A 19,020-nucleotide genomic window follows, 5' to 3' on the forward strand; every position below is an offset into this window, starting at 1 on the left:
CCAGCGATGAGCGTCGTCCGGGTGCAAAGCTTCGCCTTCTCCGGCATCCAGGCCGTGCCGGTGGAGGTGCAGGCGCAGGCGGCGGCGGGTTTGCCGGCCTTTCTCGTCGTCGGCCTGCCAGACAAGGCAGTGGGCGAAGCGCGGGAGCGGGTGCGCGCGGCACTGGCCGCCATGGGGCTCGCCCTGCCGCCCAAGCGCCTGCTCATCAACCTCGCCCCCGCCGATCTGCTGAAGGAAGGCAGCCATTTCGACCTGCCGATGGCGCTGGCCGTGCTCGGCACGATGGAGATCATCCCAGCCGAGGAACTGGCGGGCTTCGCGGCGCTCGGCGAGCTGTCGCTCGCGGGGGACATCGTGCCGGTCTCGGGCGTTCTGCCGGCGGCGATTTCTGCCGCCGAGCGGGAATGGGGGCTCATCTGCCCCGGCCGCCAGGGGCCGGAAGCGGCCTGGGCGGGGAGGCTGCAGATCCTCGCCGCGCCCGACCTGATGAGCCTCATCAACCATTTTCGCGGCACCCAGGTGTTGAGCCCGCCAAGCGTCGCGGGCCTCGCCGATCCGCCGCCGGGGCCGGACCTCGCCCAGGTGAAGGGCATGGAACTCGCCCGCCGGGCGATGGAGATCGCGGCCGCCGGCGGCCACCACATGCTCATGCTGGGGCCGCCCGGGGCGGGAAAATCCATGCTCGCCGAGCGCCTGCCCGGCATCCTGCCCGATCTTTCGCCGATGGAGGCGTTGGAGGTCAGCATGGTCCATAGCGTCGCGGGGATGCTGACCGAGGGGCGGCTCCTGCGCCGCCCGCCCTTCCGCGAGCCGCATCATTCGGCAAGCCAGGCGGCGCTGACCGGCGGCGGCGGGCGGGCCCGCCCGGGCGAGGTCAGCCTTGCCCATCGCGGCGTGCTCTTCCTCGACGAGCTGCCCGAATTCCCGCCGATGGCGCTCGAAGCGCTGCGCCAGCCGGTGGAGACCGGGCGCACCACCGTCGCCCGCGCCGCGGCGCATATCACCTACCCGGCGCGCTTCCAACTCATCGCCGCGATGAACCCCTGCCGCTGCGGCTATTTCGGCAATGCGGCGCGGGAATGCGGCCGCGCGCCGCGCTGCGCGGAAACCTATCAGGGCAAGATCAGCGGCCCGCTGATGGATCGCATCGATCTCGTGGTCGAGGTTTCGCCGATTTCGCCGACCGAGCTTTCCCGCGCGCCGGCCGGCGAGCCGACGGCCGCGGTGGCGGCGCGGGTGGCCGCCGCCCGCGCCTTGCAGCGCGCCCGCGCGCCCGCTGAGGCGCCTGGCGGCTGGCTCAACGCCGCGGTCGAGATTGACCGGATCACGCTCGAGCCGGAGGCGCGGGCCTTTGCCGAGCGCGCGGCCGAGCGGCTGGAGCTTTCGGCGCGCGGCTTTACCCGCACGCTGCGGGTTTCGCGCTCGATCGCCGATCTGGCGGCGTCGCCCGCGGTGCGGCGCGTCGATGTGGCCGAGGCGCTGACCTATCGCCATCGCCGGCCGGGGCAGCAGGCACGCCTGCCCGCCTTCAAGCCCCCTGCCGCCGCCGAGTGACCGGCCGGCTGCGAGTTTCCTCCGCCGCCGGGATGCGTTAGGCGGAGGGAGGACTTTCCCGCAGCATGAGGCGCATACGGCGATGGCGAAACCCAAGGAGCGGCAGAGCGCCAAGCGGATCCTCGTGATCCGGCTTGGCGCGCTCGGCGATTTCATCCTCTCCTTCGGCCCCTTCGCCGCCATCCGTGCCGCCCATCCGCAGGCGGAGATCACGCTGCTGACGACCGCGCCCTTCGCGCGGCTCGGCCGGCTCAGCCCCTGGTTCGATCATGTCGAGATCGACCGCCGCGCGCCCTGGTGGGATCTGCGCGGGCTCTTCGGCATCATGCGCCGCCTGCGCGGCTACGATTTCGTCTATGATTTGCAGACCTCCGGCCGCTCCAGCCGCTATTTCCGCCTCGCCGGCCGGCCGGGCTGGTCCGGCATCGCGCCGGGCTGCTCACACCCGCATGCCAACCCCGAGCGCGACCGGATGCATACCTGGGAGCGGCAACGCGACCAGCTGGCGATGGCCGGGATTATGCGCGTGCCGGTGGCCAGGACTGATTGGCTGCTGGCCGCCGCCCGCCCGCCCGCGCTGCCCGAGCCCTATGCGCTGCTGGTGCCCGGCGCCTCTCCGCATCGGCCGGCCAAGCGCTGGCCGACGGTGCTCTACGGCCGCCTCGCGCGGGAATTGCAGCGCCGGGGCATCACGCCGGTCGTGGTCGGTACCGGGCCGGAAGGCGCGCTCGCCAAGACCATTCAGGAGGAATGCCCGGAAGCTGTGGACCTGACGGGCCAGACCGACCTGCCCGGCCTCGCGGCGCTGGCCGCCCGGGCGCGCTTCGCGGTCGGCAACGATACCGGGCCGATGCACCTCGCCGCGGCCATGGGCTGCACCTGCCTCACGCTCTTCTCCTATGCGAGCGATTTCAACCGCACCCAGCCGCGCGGGCCGGAGGGCCAAAGCTTCCTCATCCTACGCGAGGATAACCTCGCCGATCTCTCGCTCGACGAAGTGCTCACGGCGCTGACCGAGGCGGATGTGCTGTAGCATCCGCCGCCGCTCCATGCGCTCGGGCGCGATCCGGCTGGCTAACCCGCCAGCGCCGCACGCACGGCGGCCAAGGCCTCTTCCGCCCGCTCACCCTCCGGCCCGCCGGCCTGGGCGAGATCGGGGCGCCCGCCGCCGCCCTTGCCGCCGACTGCCGCACTCGCCGCGCGCACGAGATCGACCGCGCTGAAGCGGCGGGTAAGATCGGCCGAAACCGCGACGACGATGCTCGCCTTGCCTTCGGCGGTCGAGACCAGGGCGACGACGCCGCTTTCGATCTGCTTGCCGATGGCTTCCGCCAGCCCCTTGAGATCGCGCGGCGGCACGTCGCCGAGATTGCGGGCGGAGAGCTTGACGCCGCCGACCTCCTCGATCTCGGCCGCGGAACCGCCGGTCGCGAGCTTCTTCTGCGTCTCGCTCAACTGGCGTTCGAGGCGGCGGCGATCCTCGACGAGGGCGGCGATGCGGGCGGGCAGCTCGCTCGCCGGCACCCGCAGCGCCGCGGAGGCTTCTTCGAGCAGCCGCTCGGTCTCGCGGAGGCTCGCATAGGCGCTCTCGGCGGCCACCGCCTCGATCCGGCGGACTCCGGCTGATACGCCGCCTTCCGAGACGATGCGGAGCAGGCCGATATCGCCGGTGCGGGCGACATGGGTGCCGCCGCAGAGTTCGATCGAATAGGCGCGGCGCTCCCCTTCTCCCTCGCCCATGCTGACGACGCGCACTTCCTCGCCGTATTTCTCGCCGAAGAGGGCCATCGCCCCTTCCGCGACCGCGGCATCCGGCGTCATCAGCCGCGTCGTCACCGCGGAGTTCTCGCGGATGCGGGCATTGACCTCGGCTTCCACCGCGGCGAGCTCCCCGGCCGTCACCGGCATCGGGTGGCTGATGTCGAAGCGCAGCCGGTCGGGCGCGTTGAGGCTGCCCTTCTGCACGACATGCGGGCCGAGCGTGCGGCGGAGCGCCTCATGCAGGAGGTGGGTGGCGGAGTGGTGGGCGCGGATGGCCCGCCTGCGCGCGTGATCGACCTCGGCGCGAATGGCGAGGCCCGGGCGGGCGAGCCCGCTTTCCACCCGGCCGAGATGGATGAAGAGATCGCCGAGCTTCTTTTGCGTATCCGTGATGGTGATGACGAGCCCGTCCGGCCCGGTGATGCGCCCCTCATCGCCCACCTGGCCGCCGCTTTCGGCGTAGAAGGGCGTCTGGTTGAGGAGGACGGCGACCGCGCTGCCCGCCATCGCGCTTTCGGCCGGCGCGCCGTCCACGACGAGCGCGAGGATCTCGCCCTCGGCGCTCTCCGTCGCGTAGCCGAGGAATTCGGTGGCACCCAGCCGCTCCTTGAGGTCGAACCAGACCCGATCGGTCGCGGCATCGCCCGAGCCTGCCCAGGCGGCGCGGGCACGGCTGCGCTGCTCGGCCATCGCCGCCTCGAAACCCGCGACATCGACGCCGAGGCCACGCTCGCGTAGCGCATCCTGGGTGAGATCGAGCGGGAAGCCGAAGGTATCGTAAAGGCGGAAGGCGACGTCACCGGCCAGGGCCTGGCCCTCGCCTAGCTTATCGGTCTCTTCCGCCAGCAGGTGCAGGCCGCGTTCGAGGAGGGAGCGGAAGCGCGTCTCCTCCAGCCGCAGCGTATCCGTCATCAAGGTTTGCGCCCGGGTGAGCTCGGGATAGGCCTGGCCCATCTGGCGGACGAGGGCGGGGACGAGGCGCGGCATCAGCGGCTCGGCGGCGCCCATCTGATAGGCGTGGCGCATGGCGCGGCGCATGATGCGGCGCAGGACATAGCCGCGCCCCTCGTTCGACGGCAGCACGCCGTCGGCGATGAGGAAGCAGGAGGAGCGGAGATGGTCGGCGACGACGCGGTGGCTGGTCTTTTCCGGCCCGTCCGGATCCCGGCCCGTGGCTTCGGCGCTGGCGAGGATCAGCGCGCGCAGCGTATCCGTATCGTAATTGTCATGCTTTCCTTGCAGGATGGCGGCGAAGCGCTCCAACCCCATGCCGGTATCGATCGAGGGGCGGGGCAGGGCGTTCCGCGTGCCGGGCGGCCCTTCCTCGTATTGCATGAAAACGAGGTTCCAGATCTCGATGAAGCGGTCACCATCCTCGTCCGGGCTGCCGGGCGGCCCGCCGGGGATGGCGGGCCCATGATCGTAGAAGATTTCGGAGCAGGGGCCGCAGGGGCCGGTATCGCCCATGCGCCAGAAATTATCCGAGGTCGCGATGCGGATGATCCGCTCCTCCGGCAGGCCGGCGATCCGGCGCCAGAGGCGGGCCGCATCCTCATCCTCATGATAGACGGTGACGAGCAGCTTCTCGGGTGCCAGGCCGAAATCCTTCGTCACCAGGGTCCAGGCGTGGTGGATGGCCTCTTCCTTGAAATAGTCGCCGAAGGAAAAATTCCCCAGCATTTCGAAGAAGGTATGGTGCCGGGCGGTATAGCCGACATTGTCGAGATCGTTGTGCTTACCGCCGGCGCGGACGCATTTCTGCGCCGTCGTCGCGCGGCTATAGGGCCTGCGCTCCTGCCCGGTGAAGACGTTCTTGAACTGCACCATGCCGCTGTTGGTGAACATCAGCGTCGGGTCGTTGCGTGGCACCAGCGGCGAGCTTTCGACGACCGTATGGCCGTTGCGCGCGAAATAATCGAGGAAGGTGGCACGAATATCGTTGCTGCTGGCCATGAGGGGCAAGGATTCCGAAATATCAGGTCTGCGATATTGCGCCTCGCACCTAGCGCACGATCTGCCCCCTGTCACCCTATGCGGGCGAGAATGGGCCTCCCCCGCTTCTGGTAGGTCGGCATTTTGCGGCGCCGGTGTGCCTGGATCGCCTGCTTGATCGCTATAACGTAAGTCTGTTCGCTATGCGGTACAGCGCTGCAAAAATGCGCTTGCATCGCACGAAGGTTCAGACTAGTTTGTGCATCGCAGCAACGGCGGTCCAGGATCGTGTTGCTGCTTTCTTGGACGTTTCCTCCCTAAACTTGGCGGTGCTTCGGCACCGCCTTTTTTTTGGCCGGAGGATAGGATGCCCGTGCCGGACGCGAAACCCCGCCCCCTTCTCATCGGCAGCGAGATCTACCGCCATTCCACCTATGGCGCCGACCATCCCCTCGCCGTGCCGCGGGTTTCGACGATGATCGACCTCTGCCGCGCGCTCGGTTGGCTGCCGGCCGCGGCCTATCGGGAAGCGCCCCTCGCCTCGCTCGAAGCGCTCGCCCGCTTTCACGACCCCGCCTATCTCGCGGCGCTCCGCCACGCCGAGGCGACGCAGAGCGTGCCGGAGGCGGCGCGCGCCCGCTTTCGCATCGGCACCGATAACAATCCGGTCTATGCCGAGATGTTCCGCCGCCCCGCGACCTCGGCCGGCGGCGTCATCGAGGCCGCGCGGCTGACGGCGGCGGGCGGCATGGTGCATGTGCCGGGCGGCGGCACCCATCACGGCCGGGCGGATCGCGCCTCCGGCTTCTGCTACGTCAATGACTGCGTGCTCGGCCTGCTCGCCTGGCTCGACCAGGGCCTCACGCGGGTGCTCTACCTCGATCTCGACGCGCATCACGGCGATGGCGTGCAGGATGCTTTCGCGGGCGATCCGCGGGTGCTCACGATCAGCATCCATGAGGCCGGCCGCTGGCCGCAGACAGGCGCTGCCACCGATCGCGCCGGCGGCAGCGCGCGCAACCTGCCGGTGCCGCCCGGCTATAACGATACGGAGGCGCGGTTCCTGCTGCGCGAGGCGGTGCTGCCGCTCATCGCCCGCTTCCGCCCGGAGGCGATCATGATCCAGTGCGGGGCGGATGCGCTGGAAGAAGATCCGCTGGCCCGGCTCTCCCTTTCCAACAACGCCTATTTCGAGGCGGTGGGCGCGGTGCGGGGGCTGGCGCCGCGGCTCCTCCTGCTCGGCGGCGGCGGCTACAACCCCTATACCGTCGCGCGGTGCTGGGCCGGGCTCTGGGCGGTGCTGAACGATCACGAAATTCCGCCCCGCCTGCCGCCCGAGGCCGAGACAATCCTGCGCCGCCTGGTTTACAACCGCGCCGCTGGCCGCGATCCGCCGCCGCATTGGACCACGACCTTGCGGGATGCGCCGCGAGAGGGTTTGGTGCGGGCCGAGATTCGCCAGCTTGCCGCCCTGACCCTCCGGGAGATCCCTTAGGATGCGCCTTCGCAACCTGCTTGCCATCTTCGTTCTGCTGCTCATCCTCGCAGCACTGCCGCTGCTCCTCGCCACCTGCCAGGCGCATGCCCAGAGCGACCCGACCGGCCCGCAGCCAAAGCTGCCGACGGCGCCGCTCACCATCACCGACGATCACGGCAAGCCGCATCATTTCGTGGTGGAGATGGCGACCACGCCGCAGGAGCAGGAGACGGGGCTGATGTTCCGCACCTCCGTGCCGGCGGATAGCGGCATGCTCTTCGTCTTCCCCGATGTTCAGCCCCAGGCTTTCTGGATGAAGAACACCATCGTGCCGCTCGATATGGTGTTCATCAATGCGGACGGCACGATCCGTGCGATCGCCGAGAATACCGTGCCCTACAGCCTGGCGCCGGTGCAAAGCCACGGGCCGGTGAAGGCGGTGCTGGAGCTGCAGGGCGGGCTGACTGCCAAGGATGCGATCTCCGTGGGGGACGAGGTGATCGGCGCGCCCTTCGGCAATGTGAAAGCCGGAGGCCAGTAGGTGGCCGCGCGGGCTGGCATATTGCGCCGGGCCCGCTATACAACGCGGATGGCGGGGCGTGGCGCAGCCTGGTAGCGCGCGTGTTTTGGGTACACGAGGCCGCCGGTTCGAGTCCGGCCGCCCCGACCATGCAGAACGAGGCTACAAAGCGGGAGAATGCCGATGCGCGTGCGGATCTACCAGCAGCCGAAATCGGCCATGCAATCCGGCCACGGCGCGCAGCGGAACTGGGTTCTCGAATGGCAGCGGCAGGATCCGCAGCGGCCTGACCCGCTGATGGGCTGGATCGGCGGCGCGGAGACCCAATCCCAGGTGCGGCTGACCTTCCCAACGCGGGATGAGGCGATCGCCTATGCCGAGCGGCACGGCGCCGCCTATGATGTGGAAATCACCGAGGAGCGGGTGGTGAAGCCCAAGGCCTATGCGGATAATTTCCGCACCGACCGGCCCGAAAACTGGACCCATTGAAGCGCCGCGCCCGGATGGCATGCGCCGCCGCGGCGCGCTATAAGCCCTGGATGAGCGGCGCCCTTAGCTCAGCAGGATAGAGCAACAGCCTTCTAAGCTGTGGGTCGGTGGTTCGAATCCACCAGGGCGCGCCATCCCCTCCGCCGCCATCGGGCCTGCCGCCGCGCCGGCCCCCGCTTCACCTCTGCCATCACCCCTGGCTCAGCCGCGGTAGCGCGCGCCGATATGCCGCGCCCGGCCGGCGCCCAGCCCGGCCGCCAGCATGGCGCCGCCGAGGATGACGATGAGCGCGGCAAGCCCCGCCCAGTTATGCATCGCCGCATGCAGCAGCCCGGCGAGCAGCGGGCCGGCCGAGGCCAGCACATAGCCGACGCCCTGCGCCATGCCCGAGAGGTGGCGGGTGAGGTTGCTGTCGGGCGAGCGCAACACGATGAGCATGAGCGCCAGCGGAAAGAGCCCGCCCTGGCTGAGGCCGAGCACGACAACCGAAGGCCAGACCAGCCCGAGCGGGGCGTAGAGGCAGCAGAGCAGGCTGGCAACGCAGAGCAGGCTGAGCGCCGCCGCGGCCGGCCGCTGGTCTTTCCCGAGGGTGGTGAGCGAGGGCAGGATGAGCGAGGCCGCCGCCTGCGCCATGATCGAGATCGAGAGTGCGAGCCCGGCTTCCGCCGGTGCCAGCCCGCGATCGCGCAGCACCGGCGCCAGCCAGCCGAAGACGATATAGGCGAGCGCCGATTGCAGCCCCATGAAGAGCGTGACCTGCCAGGCGAGCCTGTCCGACCAAAGGCCGTGCAGGCGCCCCGGCCCGCCGGCGGCGCCCGCCTCCTGCCCGGGGCCCGCGGCCCAGGGTAGCCATAGCCCGGCTGCCAGCAGCGCCGGCACCGCCCAGAATCCGAGAGCCGCCGCCCAGGAGCCGAGCGAGCGCTCCAGCGGCACCGTGCTGCCGGCGGCCAGCGCCGCGCCGACCGACATGCTCATGACATAGAGGCCGGTGACCGCCGCCACGCGGGTCGGGAAATCCCGCTTCACCAGGCTCGGCAGCAGGACATTGACGACGCCGATGCCGCCGCAGGCGAGGATCTGCCCGGCGAAGAGGGTGAGCGGCAGGCCCGCGAAACGCAGCGCGGTGCCGAGGGCAAGCGCCGCCAGCGCGGCGAGGATCGCCCGTTCCACTCCGAGGCTGCGGCTGAGGCGCGGCCCGAGCGGGCTGAAGAGGCCGAAACAGAGCGAGGGGATGGTCGTCAACAGGCTCGCCGCGGTCGCCGAGAGGCCGGTGCCGGCGATCGCCTCCGGCAGGACGGGCCCCATGCTGGTGACGGGCGTGCGCAGGTTGAAGGCGATGAGCGCCAGGGTGAGGGCGAGCAGCAGGGCGCGGCGGCGCGGGGGGCTGGGCGCGGCATCGGGGGCGAGTGGGGGCATGGCGCCTCCGTTAGCACCGGCGGCGGCGCTTGGGCAGGCCGGACCATCCCTATGAGATTCCTATGCCGGCGGCCGGCGCTCCGCATCGCTTTCCTATGCCGGGCGGGCGGATGATCCGGCCGCAACCGCGCTTGGAGACAGCAATGTTCGATCTCGGCTTTCTCGCCCTCGGCCTGGCAGGCTTCGCCGCCTGCCTCGGCTTCCTGCGCTTCTGCGCCAGGCTCTAGCGCCATGCTCGCTCTCGTGCTCGGCGGCCTCGTGACCGCCTTTCTCCTCGCCTACCTCGTGACCGCGATGGTCTGGCCGGAAAAATTCTAGGACATCGCCCGCATGACCGTTCTTGGCTGGGCGGAAATCGCCCTCTTCTTCCTCCTCGTCATCCTGATCACCCGGCCGGTGGGCGCGCTGCTCGCCCGGCTGAGCGATACGGGGCGCGCGCTCCGCGTGCCGGTTCTCGGCCCGATCGAGCGCGGCCTCTATCGCGCCGCCGGGGTCGATCCCGCGGCCGAGCAGAGTTGGGTTGCCTACGCAACCGCTATGCTCGCCTTCAAGCTCGCCTGCTTCCTCGCAGTCTACGCCATCCTCCGCCTGCAGAGCCTGCTTCCGCTGAACCCGGACGGGCAGGGCGCGGTGCCGCCGGCGCTGGCCTACAATACGGCGGTGAGCTTTCTCACCAATACCAACTGGCAGTTCTACGGGGGCGAGACGACGCTCTCCTATTTCAGCCAGATGGTGGCGCTCGCGGTGCAGAATTTCACCTCGGCGGCGGCGGGGATCGCCATCGCGCTCGCCGTCATCCGCGGCTTCTCCCGCCGCTCGGCCGGCGCGATCGGCAATTTCTGGGCCGATCTCGTGCGGATCACGGTCTATGCGCTGCTGCCGCTCTCGCTCATCTACGCGCTCTTCCTGGTCTGGCAGGGTGTGCCGCAGACTTTCCACGGCGCGGTGACGGTCATGACCCTCGAAGGGTCGAAGCAGACCATCGCGCTCGGTCCCGTCGCCTCGCAGGAGGCGATCAAGATGCTCGGCACCAATGGCGGCGGCTTCTTCAACGCCAATTCCGCGCATCCTTTCGAGAACCCGACCGCGCTGACGAATTTCATCGAGGCAATCTCGATCTTCGTCTTCGGCGCGGGGCTGACGAACGCCTTCGGCCGCCTCGTCGGTGACGAGCGGCAGGGCTGGGCGATCTTCGCGGCGATGGGACTGATGTTCCTCGTCGGCGTCAGCGCGATCTATCTGATCGAGAGCGGGCCGAACCCCATTCTCACCGCGCTGCACGTGGCCCCCGGCATGGGCAATATGGAGGGCAAGGAGATCCGCTTCGGCATGGCGGGCACCGCGATCTTCTCGACCGCGACGACCGATGCCTCCTGCGGGGCGGTGGATGCGATGTTCGAAAGCTTCCTGCCGCTGGGCGGCATGGTGCCGATGATCAATATGATGCTGGGCGAGATCATCTATGGCGGCGTCGGCTCGGGCCTCTACGGCTTCCTGCTCTTCGCCATCCTCGCCGTCTTCATCGCCGGCCTCATGGTCGGGCGGACGCCGGAATATCTCGGCAAGAAGATCGAGGCGCGCGAAATCAAGCTCACCATGCTGGCGGTTCTCTGCCTGCCGCTCGTGATGCTCGGCTTCACTGCCCTCGCCGTGGTGCTGCCGGTTGCAAAATCAATGATATCGGCGAGCGGGCCGCACGGCTTCTCGGAAGCGCTCTATGCCTATGTCTCGGCCGCGGCCAATAACGGCAGTGCCTTCGCCGGGCTTTCGGGCAATGATTTCTGGGACATCACGATGGCCATCGGCATGATGATCGGCCGCTTCTTCGTGATGGTCCCGGCGCTCGCCATCGCCGGCGCGCTCGCCGCCAAGAAGACGGTGCCGCAATCCTCCGGCAGTTTTCCGACGACCGGGCCGCTCTTCATCGGCCTCGTCATCGGCGTGATCCTTATCCTCGGCGGGCTGGTTTTCTTCCCCGCTTTGGCGCTCGGCCCGATCGCGGAACATTTCGCGATGCTGCGCGGCACGACCTATTGAAAGTACGACAATGACCCTTGCTGACGATCATGGGCAGCCCATGCCGCGGCTTGCCGCCCGCGCGCTGATGCGCGAGGCAGCCGTGCTCAGCCTGCGCAAGCTCGATCCGCGCCTCCTCTGGCGCAACCCGGTGATGTTCACCGTGGAGGTGGTGGCGACGCTGACGACGCTGCTGCTGCTGCGCGACATCCTCGCCGGCCGCCCCGGCATCGGCTTCGCCGTGCAGATCAACCTCTGGCTCTGGTTCACCGTGGTATTCGCCAATTTCGCCGAGGCGGTGGCCGAGGGGCGCGGCCGTGCCCAGGCCTCCACCATGCGGCGCGCCCGCACCGAGACGATGGCGCGGCGGCTGACAGGCGACGGCCGGGAGGAGAGCGTGCCGGGGGCGGCGCTCCGCGAGGGCGATCTCGTCCGCGTCGATGCCGGTGAGTTCATCCCCTCGGATGGCGAGGTCGTCGAAGGGGTCGCTTCCGTCAACGAGGCGGCGATCACCGGTGAATCGGCCCCGGTGATCCGCGAATCGGGCGGCGACCGTTCGGCCGTCACCGGCGGCACGCAGGTGATCAGCGACAGCATCCTGGTGCGCATCACCGCCGCCCCCGGCCATACCTTTCTCGACCGCATGATCGCGCTCGTCGAAGGGGCGGCGCGGCAGAAGACGCCGAACGAGATCGCGCTCAATATCCTCCTCGCCGGGATGACGCTGATCTTCGTCATCGCGGTCGCCACCATCCCCTCCTTCGCGGCCTATGCGGGGGGGCGGGAATCGGTGCTCGTGCTCGTCGCGTTGTTCGTCTGCCTGATCCCGACGACGATCGGCGCGCTGCTGTCTGCCATCGGCATCGCCGGGATGGACCGGCTGGTGCGCTTCAAGGTGCTCGCCATGTCGGGGCGCGCGGTGGAGGCGGCGGGCGATGTCGATACCCTGCTGCTCGACAAGACCGGCACCATCACCTTCGGCAATCGCCAGGCGGCGGCCTTCCACCCGGTGCCGGGTGTGCGGGTGGAAGCCCTGGCCGAGGCGGCGCGGCTCGCCTCGCTCGCGGATGAGACGCCGGAGGGCCGGTCGATCGTGGTGCTGGCCGATCAGCGGCTGGGGCCGGCGGCGGCGGTGGCGGGGGCGCGCTTCGTGCCCTTCACCGCGCAGACGCGGATGAGCGGCGCGGACCTGCCGGGGCAGGATGGCGACATCCGGCGCATCCGCAAGGGCGCGGTCGATTCCGTGCTCGCCCATGTGCAGGCCGCCCCCTCCGATCCGCCGGCGCAGGCGCTGCGCGAGACCAGCGAGCGCGTGGCGCGCGAGGGGGCGACGCCGCTCGCCGTCGTCGATGGCGGGCGGCTGCTCGGCATCGTGGAGTTGCGCGATATCGTGAAGCCCGGCATTCGCGCCCGCTTCGATGCGCTGCGCCGCATGGGGATCCGCACGGTGATGATCACCGGCGACAATCCGCTGACCGCCGCCGCCATCGCCGCCGAGGCGGGGGTGGATGATTTCCTTGCCCAGGCAACGCCGGAGGACAAGCTCGCGCTCATCCGGCGGGAGCAGGCGGCCGGCAAGCTCGTCGCCATGTGTGGAGACGGCACCAACGATGCGCCGGCCCTCGCCCAGGCCGATGTCGGCGTTGCCATGAATACCGGCACCATGGCCGCGCGCGAGGCCGGCAATATGGTCGATCTCGACAGCGATCCCACCAAGCTCATCGAGATCGTCGAGATCGGCAAGCAATTGCTGATGACCCGCGGCGCGCTGACGACCTTCTCGATCGCCAACGACGTGGCGAAGTATTTCGCCATCATCCCGGCGATGTTCATGGCCCTCTACCCGCCGCTGCAGGCGCTCAACATCATGCATCTGCGCACGCCGGACAGCGCCATCCTCTCGGCCATCATCTTCAATGCCCTGATCATCGTGGCGCTCATCCCGCTCTCTCTCAGAGGCGTGACCTATCGCGCGGTCGGCGCGGCCTCGCTGCTGCGGCGCAACCTGCTGATCTACGGGCTCGGCGGGCTCGTCGCGCCCTTCATCGGCATCAAGCTTATCGACATGCTCGTCTCCGCCATCGGTCTGGCGTAAAGACCCCGGACGAAGGGAATACCCTCATGCGACTGATCCGCCCCGCCATTGTCCTGCTGCTCGGCCTCACGCTGCTCACGGGCCTCGCCTATCCGCTGCTCGTCACCGGCTTCGCGCAGCTCATCTTTCCCAGCCAGGCGAATGGCAGCCTGGTGATGCGCGCCGGCCGGCCGGTGGGCTCCGCGCTCATCGGCCAGAACTTCACCGCCGCCGGCTATTTCCATGGCCGCCCTTCGGCGACGACGGTGACGCGCGCCGACGGCACGGTGGTGCCGGCGCCCTATAACGCGGATAATTCGGGCGGCTCCAATCTCGGCCCGACATCGAAGGCGCTGGCCGCGCGCGTGGCGGCGGACGTGAAGCAGTTCGTCGCGGCCAATCCGGGCCAGCCGGTGCCGGCCGATCTCGTCACCACCTCCGCGAGCGGGCTCGACCCCGATATCTCCCCGGCCGCGGCCTATGTGCAGGTGCAGCGCATCGCCGCCGCGCGGCATCTGGAGGAGAAGGCCGTGCAGGCGCTGGTGGCCCGCTCGGTCGTCGGCCGTACCTTCGGCCTGCTCGGCACGCCGCATGTCAACGTGCTCTTCCTCAACCTCGCGCTTGACCGGCTGGCCGGCCAAGCCGGACGATCGTGAGCGCTGCCGCCCGGCCTTCGCCCGAGCTTTGGCTGCGCGCCGCGGCGGCCGAAGGGCAGGGGCGGCTGCGCATCTTCCTCGGCGCGGCGCCCGGCGTGGGCAAGACCTACGAGATGCTCGCCGCTGCCCGCGCCGCCCGCGCGGAGGGGAGCGATATCGTTGCCGCGGTGGTGGAGACGCATGGCCGGCGGGAGACGGCGGCACTGCTGGAGGGGATGGAGATCATCCCCCGCCGGATCGTCTCCCATCGCGGGCACGATCTGGCGGAGATGGACCTCAACGCGGTGCTGGCCCGCCGGCCGCAGATTGCGCTGGTGGACGAGCTGGCCCACAGCAACGTCCCCGGCGCCCGGCACCCGAAGCGCTGGCAGGATGTGATGGAGCTGTTGGAGGCCGGCATTGATGTGTGGTCCACGCTCAATATCCAGCATGTCGAAAGCCTGAACGATATCGTGGCGCGCATCACCCGCATCCGCGTGCGTGAAACCGTGCCCGATCGGGTGATCGACCGCGCCAATGCCATCAAGGTCGTGGATCTCACGCCCGAGGACCTCATCAAGCGCTTGCGCGAGGGCCGCATCTACCTGCCGAAGGTGGCCGAGCGGGCCCTTGCGCATTACTTCTCACCGGGCAACCTCACCGCGCTCCGCGAACTCGCGCTGCGGCTGACCGCCGAGCGGGTGGACGATCAGCTGCGCGACCATATGCAGGCGCATGCCATCAGCGGCCCCTGGGCAGCGGGGGAGCGGGTGCTCGTCGGCATCACCCCCGGCGGGGCGGGCCCGGGCCTCGTGCGCTATGGCCGCCGCCTTGCCGAACGCCTGCATGCTGCCTTCCTCGTCCTCTACGTCGAGACGCCGCAGATCGGCGCGGAAGGCCAGGAACGGGTGGAGCATACGCTGCGCCTCGCCGAATCGCTCGGCGCCGAGAGCATCACGAGGCCGGGGCGGGATATCGCGGCCGAGATCCTCGCCTATGCCCGCGAGGTCAATGCGACGCATATCGTCATCGGCACCGCGGGCGGCCGCCGCCGCTGGCCGTGGCGCCGCCGCGTGGTGGAACGGGTGATCGAGGCAGCGCGGGACATTCCCGTCCATGTCATCGGCCGGGAGGTGGCGGCGAGCCGCGCGGGCCGCTCCGGCCGCGCCGGCCGGCCTCGGCGCCGGCCGGCGCCCGGCGGCTGGGTTATCGCCGCTGGCGCGATCGCCGCCGCGACCCTTGCCTGCGAGGTCTTGCAGCAGGTCGGCGGCAACGCGACCGTCAGCATGGGCTATCTCACCGCCGTCATCGCGGTGGCCGCCACCGCCGGGCCCTGGCCCTCGATCGCCGCCGTCGTCGCGAGCGTGCTGGCGGACAACTTCTTCTTCCTGCCGCCGCTCTACACCTTCACTATCGCCGATCCGCGCAACATCGTGGCGCTGCTCTTCTTCGGCATCGCCGCGCTGGTGACGAGCCAGCTCGCCGCCCGCTTGCGCGAGCAGACGCTCGCCGCGCGCAGCCGCGCCCGCACCACCGAGGAACTTTACGCCTTCAGCCGCAAGATCGCCGCCATCGCCTCGCTCGACGATCTGCTCTGGGCAAGCACCTATCAGGTGGCCTCCATGCTCGGCCGCTCGATCGTCGTGCTGCTGCCGGAGGGGGAGCGGCTGGCCGTCCATGCCGGCTACCCGCCTGAGGATGCACTGGACGAGGCCGATATCGCGGCCGCCACGCTCTGCCTGCGCAACAACCGCCCGGCCGGGCACGGATCGGATACCCTGCCGGGCGCCCGCCGGCTCTTCATCCCGCTCGCGACCGCGCATGGGCCGCTCGGCGTCCTCGGCCTCGACCGCGGCGGCGAGGCGGCGGGCGGGCAAGGCCTGCTCACCCTCGCGCAGCGGCGGCTGCTCGATGCGCTGGCGGATCAAATCGCGGTCGCGGTCGAGCGGATCCGCCTCGCCGATGATGTGGTGCAGGCCCAGCGCCATGCCGAAACCGAGCGCCTCCGCTCGGCGCTGCTCACCTCCCTCTCGCATGATCTGCGCACGCCGCTCGCGGCGATCCTCGGCGCTGCGACCGGGCTCGAGACCTATGGCCCGCATCTGCCCGCGGCGGAGCGGGCGGGGCTGCTCGGCACCATCCGGGAGGAGGCCGAGCGGCTAGGCCAGTTCGTCGAGAACCTGCTCGACATGACCCGCCTGGAGGCAGGCGCGATCGCCGCCCGGCGGGAGCCCGTGGAGCTGGATGAGGCGATCGGCAGCGCGCTGCGCCGGGCGGGGCGGCTTTTGCAGCGCCATCAGATCCGCCTCGCGCTGCCGCCCGGCCTGCCGGCGCTCGACCTCGACCCGGTGCTCTTCGAGCAGGTGCTGCTCAACCTGCTCGACAATGCCGGCAAATATACTCCGCCCGGCAGCCTGATCACGCTCAGCGCCGTGGCGCGGGGCGATTGGGTGGACCTCGCGATCGAGGATGACGGCCCCGGCATTCCGGCCGATATCCTGCCACGCATCTTCGAAAAATTCGTCCGCGCCGAAGGGGCGGACCGCAAGCGTGCCGGCACCGGCCTGGGCCTTGCCATCGCGCAGGGCTTTCTCACCGCCATGGGGGCGACGATCCGCGCCGCCAACCGCCCGGGCCAAGCGGGCGCCGTCTTCACCCTTGGCCTGCCGGTGCGGGCATGAGCACCCTCGTTCTCGTGGTGGAGGATGAGCCGCCGATCCGCCGCCTGCTGCGCACGGTGCTGGAGGCGGAGGCCTATCGCGTGCGGGAGGCGGCGGACGGCCGGGCCGCCCTGGCCGCGGTGGGCGATGGGGTGGATCTGATCCTGCTCGACCTCGGCCTGCCGGACATCGATGGGCTCGATCTCCTCGGCCGCATCCGCAAGCTCAGCGATGCGCCCGTCGTCATCCTCTCCTCGCGGGAGGACGAGCGGGGCAAGGTGGCGGCGCTCGATCTCGGCGCCGATGATTACGTGACGAAGCCTTTCGGCGTCGGCGAACTCGCCGCCCGGCTGCGCACGGCGCTGCGCCATCGCGCGGCGCGGGAGGGCGAGACCGCGCCCTTCCGCCATGCCGGGCTGGTGGTGGACCGTGTGCGCCGCCGCGTCAGCGTCGACGGGGCGGAGGTGCATCTGACCCCGCGCGAATATGATATCCTCGATCTTCTGGTGGCCCATGCCGGGCGGGTTCTCACCCATCGCTTCATCATGGACCGGCTCTGGGGTGCTTCGGGCGATGTGCAGCAACTGCGCGTCTATGTCCGCCAGCTGCGCCAGAAGATCGAGCGCGATCCGGCGCGCCCTGATCATGTCCTGACCGAAACCGGTATCGGCTATCGCCTTGCGGAAGATCCATGAACGCTCCTCTCCTCTCGCTCGCCGACATCCTGCCGGCAGGCCATGCGCTCGCCGGCCAGCGGGCGGCCGATAAGCCCGCCTTGCTCGGCCTGCTCGCCCAACGGGCGGCCCCTGCCGTGGGGGCGACGCCGGCAAGCCTCGCCGCGGCGCTGGCCGCGCGGGAGAAGCTCGGCTCCACCGGCATCGGCGCGGGGCTGGCGCTGCCGCATGCCCGGCAGCCGCAGCTCTCCGCCCCGCTGGCCTGGATGCTGCGCCTCGCCCGGCCGCTGCCCTTCGATGCGGTGGATGGTGCGCCGGTCGATCTCGTCGTGCTGTTGCTCAGCCCGGAGGGTGATCAGGCGCGCCATCTGGCGGCGCTCGCGGCACTCTCCCGCCGGCTGCGCCAGCCCGGCATCGCCGACGCGATCCGCGCCGCGCCCGACCCTGGCGCCATGCGGGCGATCCTGATCGACGCGTGAGGAAGGCGCCGGCCCTGGCCGCGGGTTGCCCCTGTGCATCGAAGGTGGCGCCGTGTTCGACGCGCCGGCGCGGCTTGCGCCTCAGCCGAGGCCGGTCAGGCTGCAGCGCCAGGCGGCGAAGGCCGGATCTTCCAACAGCTGCGGCACGGCCCAGAGGGTGACAACGCTGAGGGCGAGCAGGAAGAGCCAGAGCCAGCGCCCCTGGCGACCCAGCTGCACCGTCATGGTCCAGACCAGAGTGACTGCGAGGGCGAGCGCCATCGGCCCCAGCGGCGAGGGCAGGTGCCAGGCGGCTGCCATCAGGGCCCCGCTCGTCGCCGGCAGGCAGAGGGCGACCGCGGCGGTGACTGGCCGCTGCTGTTCACGCGGATCGGCGATCAGGCGCAGGAGGATGAGGGCGAGGGGGCCGGTCCCCAACAGGCAGAGCAGCATCAGTGTCGCGAAGGCTGGAAGGAAGGCGCCGCCGAAGCGCTCCAGCCAGGGCGGCAGGCTGCCGGCCGGGGCGAGGCCGTGCAGCGGTGCCCACCAGGCTCCCCAGATCTCGGACGCCGGCAGGCCGAAAAGGGCGCTCGCCAGCAGCGAGGAGAGGATGAGGATGACCGAGGGAAGGGCGGCGATCAGCACGATGGCCATGGCCGAGGCGCCGCCGCGCATGTCCCGGCTCGCGAGGGGCAAGACGAGCATGAGCAGGCCAGCGCCATAGACGGCATCCGGGCCGAGGGCCAAAGCGCAGGCGAGGGCGATGCCGAAAAGGATCGTCGCCTGAGTATCGCCGATCGCTTCGATCCGATCGAGGGCGAGGACGGCGCCTGCCATCGTGACGATGGCGATGCCGAGGTTGCCGCCGCTGGTCGCCAGGAAGAGGATCAGCGGGTGGGTGGCGAGCAGCCCGCAGGCGAGGCCCGCTTGCAGCGGCGTCCAGCCGCGCCGCAGCAGGATGGCCCCGAAAAAGCCGATGCAGGCGGCAACCGGCAGGCCGAGCCCGAGCCGCACCGCGCCGAGCCCGCTGCCGATGGTGAGCACGATGAGCCCGAACGGCGCGAGGCTGAGTTTCTGCGCATTTGCGAAAGGCTGGCGTGGGAGAGCGACGGGCGCCGCGGCATGGGGCGGCGGCGGGAGATGGGCCGTCAGCAGCAGCAGGGTGGCGGAGAAAAGCAGCAGGGACAGCAGCGCGATGGCGAGGCCGGCACAGGTCGTGCGGGAAAGCCGCAAGCGGGTGGCGAGGCGGGCGGTGCCGGGCCTCGGGCCGAGCTTGGGCAGATCTCCGCTGCTCTCCCTGTTGCCCGCGCCACCACGGCTCCGCAGGCCCAGATACGCCAAGGCCGGCCGGCCT

The 19,020-nt window shown here is 70.2% G+C and carries 15 protein-coding genes and 2 tRNA genes; 14 read left to right on the top strand and 3 right to left on the bottom strand.

Annotated elements, in window-relative coordinates:
* Window positions 1-6: 6 nt before the first annotated feature.
* Both ACYQ7X_RS08195 and ACYQ7X_RS08200 read left to right on the top strand, forming a co-directional pair.
* Complete coding sequence (locus ACYQ7X_RS08195) at window positions 7-1,554, top strand: YifB family Mg chelatase-like AAA ATPase (protein WP_459696465.1); 1,548 nt, start codon at window positions 7-9, stop codon at window positions 1,552-1,554.
* Between the two features lie 82 nt (window positions 1,555-1,636).
* Window positions 1,637-2,587: a glycosyltransferase family 9 protein gene (locus ACYQ7X_RS08200; RefSeq protein ID WP_459696466.1), complete on the top strand. Its 951-nt coding sequence runs from the start codon at window positions 1,637-1,639 to the stop codon at window positions 2,585-2,587.
* Between the two features lie 41 nt (window positions 2,588-2,628).
* Here ACYQ7X_RS08200 and alaS read toward each other — a convergent pair whose 3' ends face one another.
* Window positions 2,629-5,268, bottom strand: coding sequence for an alanine--tRNA ligase (gene alaS, locus ACYQ7X_RS08205; RefSeq protein ID WP_459696467.1), 2,640 nt, complete (start codon window positions 5,266-5,268; stop codon window positions 2,629-2,631).
* 352 nt (window positions 5,269-5,620) lie between these two features.
* On the opposite strand from alaS, the gene ACYQ7X_RS08210 reads away from it, so the two are divergent.
* From ACYQ7X_RS08210 to ACYQ7X_RS08230, 5 genes are all read left to right on the top strand, one after another.
* The gene (locus tag ACYQ7X_RS08210; protein ID WP_459696468.1) at window positions 5,621-6,742 is read left to right on the top strand and encodes an acetoin utilization protein AcuC; all 1,122 of its coding nucleotides are present in this window, start codon (window positions 5,621-5,623) and stop codon (window positions 6,740-6,742) included.
* 1 nt (window position 6,743) lies between these two features.
* Entirely contained in the window at window positions 6,744-7,265 is a 522-nt protein-coding gene (locus ACYQ7X_RS08215; protein ID WP_459696469.1) for a DUF192 domain-containing protein, read from the top strand.
* A 52-nt stretch (window positions 7,266-7,317) separates the two neighbouring features.
* Window positions 7,318-7,394 (top strand) — tRNA-Pro (locus ACYQ7X_RS08220).
* Between the two features lie 27 nt (window positions 7,395-7,421).
* The gene (locus ACYQ7X_RS08225; protein ID WP_459696470.1) at window positions 7,422-7,733 is read left to right on the top strand and encodes an ETC complex I subunit; all 312 of its coding nucleotides are present in this window, start codon (window positions 7,422-7,424) and stop codon (window positions 7,731-7,733) included.
* Window positions 7,734-7,790: 57 nt separating this feature from the next.
* A tRNA-Arg gene (locus tag ACYQ7X_RS08230) sits at window positions 7,791-7,867 on the top strand.
* A 67-nt stretch (window positions 7,868-7,934) separates the two neighbouring features.
* On the opposite strand, the gene ACYQ7X_RS08235 is transcribed toward ACYQ7X_RS08230, so the two are convergent.
* Complete coding sequence (locus ACYQ7X_RS08235) at window positions 7,935-9,149, bottom strand: CynX/NimT family MFS transporter (protein WP_459696471.1); 1,215 nt, start codon at window positions 9,147-9,149, stop codon at window positions 7,935-7,937.
* Window positions 9,150-9,380: 231 nt separating this feature from the next.
* Between ACYQ7X_RS08235 and kdpF the strand changes: the two genes are divergently transcribed.
* Genes kdpF through ACYQ7X_RS08270 form a run of 7 tightly spaced genes read left to right on the top strand, consistent with a single transcriptional unit; the run spans window position 9,381 to window position 17,687 of the window.
* The gene (kdpF, locus tag ACYQ7X_RS08240) at window positions 9,381-9,467 is read left to right on the top strand and encodes a K(+)-transporting ATPase subunit F (RefSeq protein WP_459696692.1); all 87 of its coding nucleotides are present in this window, start codon (window positions 9,381-9,383) and stop codon (window positions 9,465-9,467) included.
* Between the two features lie 12 nt (window positions 9,468-9,479).
* On the top strand, window positions 9,480-11,186 hold the full coding sequence (kdpA, locus tag ACYQ7X_RS08245) for a potassium-transporting ATPase subunit KdpA (RefSeq protein WP_459696472.1): 1,707 nt from the start codon (window positions 9,480-9,482) through the stop codon (window positions 11,184-11,186).
* Between the two features lie 40 nt (window positions 11,187-11,226).
* Window positions 11,227-13,260: a potassium-transporting ATPase subunit KdpB gene (kdpB, locus tag ACYQ7X_RS08250; protein WP_459696693.1), complete on the top strand. Its 2,034-nt coding sequence runs from the start codon at window positions 11,227-11,229 to the stop codon at window positions 13,258-13,260.
* Window positions 13,261-13,286: 26 nt separating this feature from the next.
* Window positions 13,287-13,895, top strand: coding sequence for a potassium-transporting ATPase subunit KdpC (gene kdpC, locus ACYQ7X_RS08255; protein WP_459696473.1), 609 nt, complete (start codon window positions 13,287-13,289; stop codon window positions 13,893-13,895).
* Window positions 13,892-16,555: a DUF4118 domain-containing protein gene (locus ACYQ7X_RS08260; protein ID WP_459696474.1), complete on the top strand. Its 2,664-nt coding sequence runs from the start codon at window positions 13,892-13,894 to the stop codon at window positions 16,553-16,555. The genes kdpC and ACYQ7X_RS08260 overlap by 4 nt, the downstream gene beginning before the upstream one ends.
* On the top strand, window positions 16,552-17,229 hold the full coding sequence (locus tag ACYQ7X_RS08265; protein WP_459696475.1) for a response regulator: 678 nt from the start codon (window positions 16,552-16,554) through the stop codon (window positions 17,227-17,229). The genes ACYQ7X_RS08260 and ACYQ7X_RS08265 overlap by 4 nt, the downstream gene beginning before the upstream one ends.
* A complete protein-coding gene (locus ACYQ7X_RS08270; RefSeq protein WP_459696476.1) occupies window positions 17,226-17,687 on the top strand; it encodes a PTS sugar transporter subunit IIA in 462 nt (153 codons plus the stop codon). The genes ACYQ7X_RS08265 and ACYQ7X_RS08270 overlap by 4 nt, the downstream gene beginning before the upstream one ends.
* Window positions 17,688-17,768: 81 nt before the next feature.
* Here ACYQ7X_RS08270 and ACYQ7X_RS08275 read toward each other — a convergent pair whose 3' ends face one another.
* Window positions 17,769-19,007, bottom strand: coding sequence for a hypothetical protein (locus ACYQ7X_RS08275; protein WP_459696478.1), 1,239 nt, complete (start codon window positions 19,005-19,007; stop codon window positions 17,769-17,771).
* Window positions 19,008-19,020: the final 13 nt, after the last annotated feature.

The organism is Acidisoma sp. C75 (genome assembly GCF_054665095.1).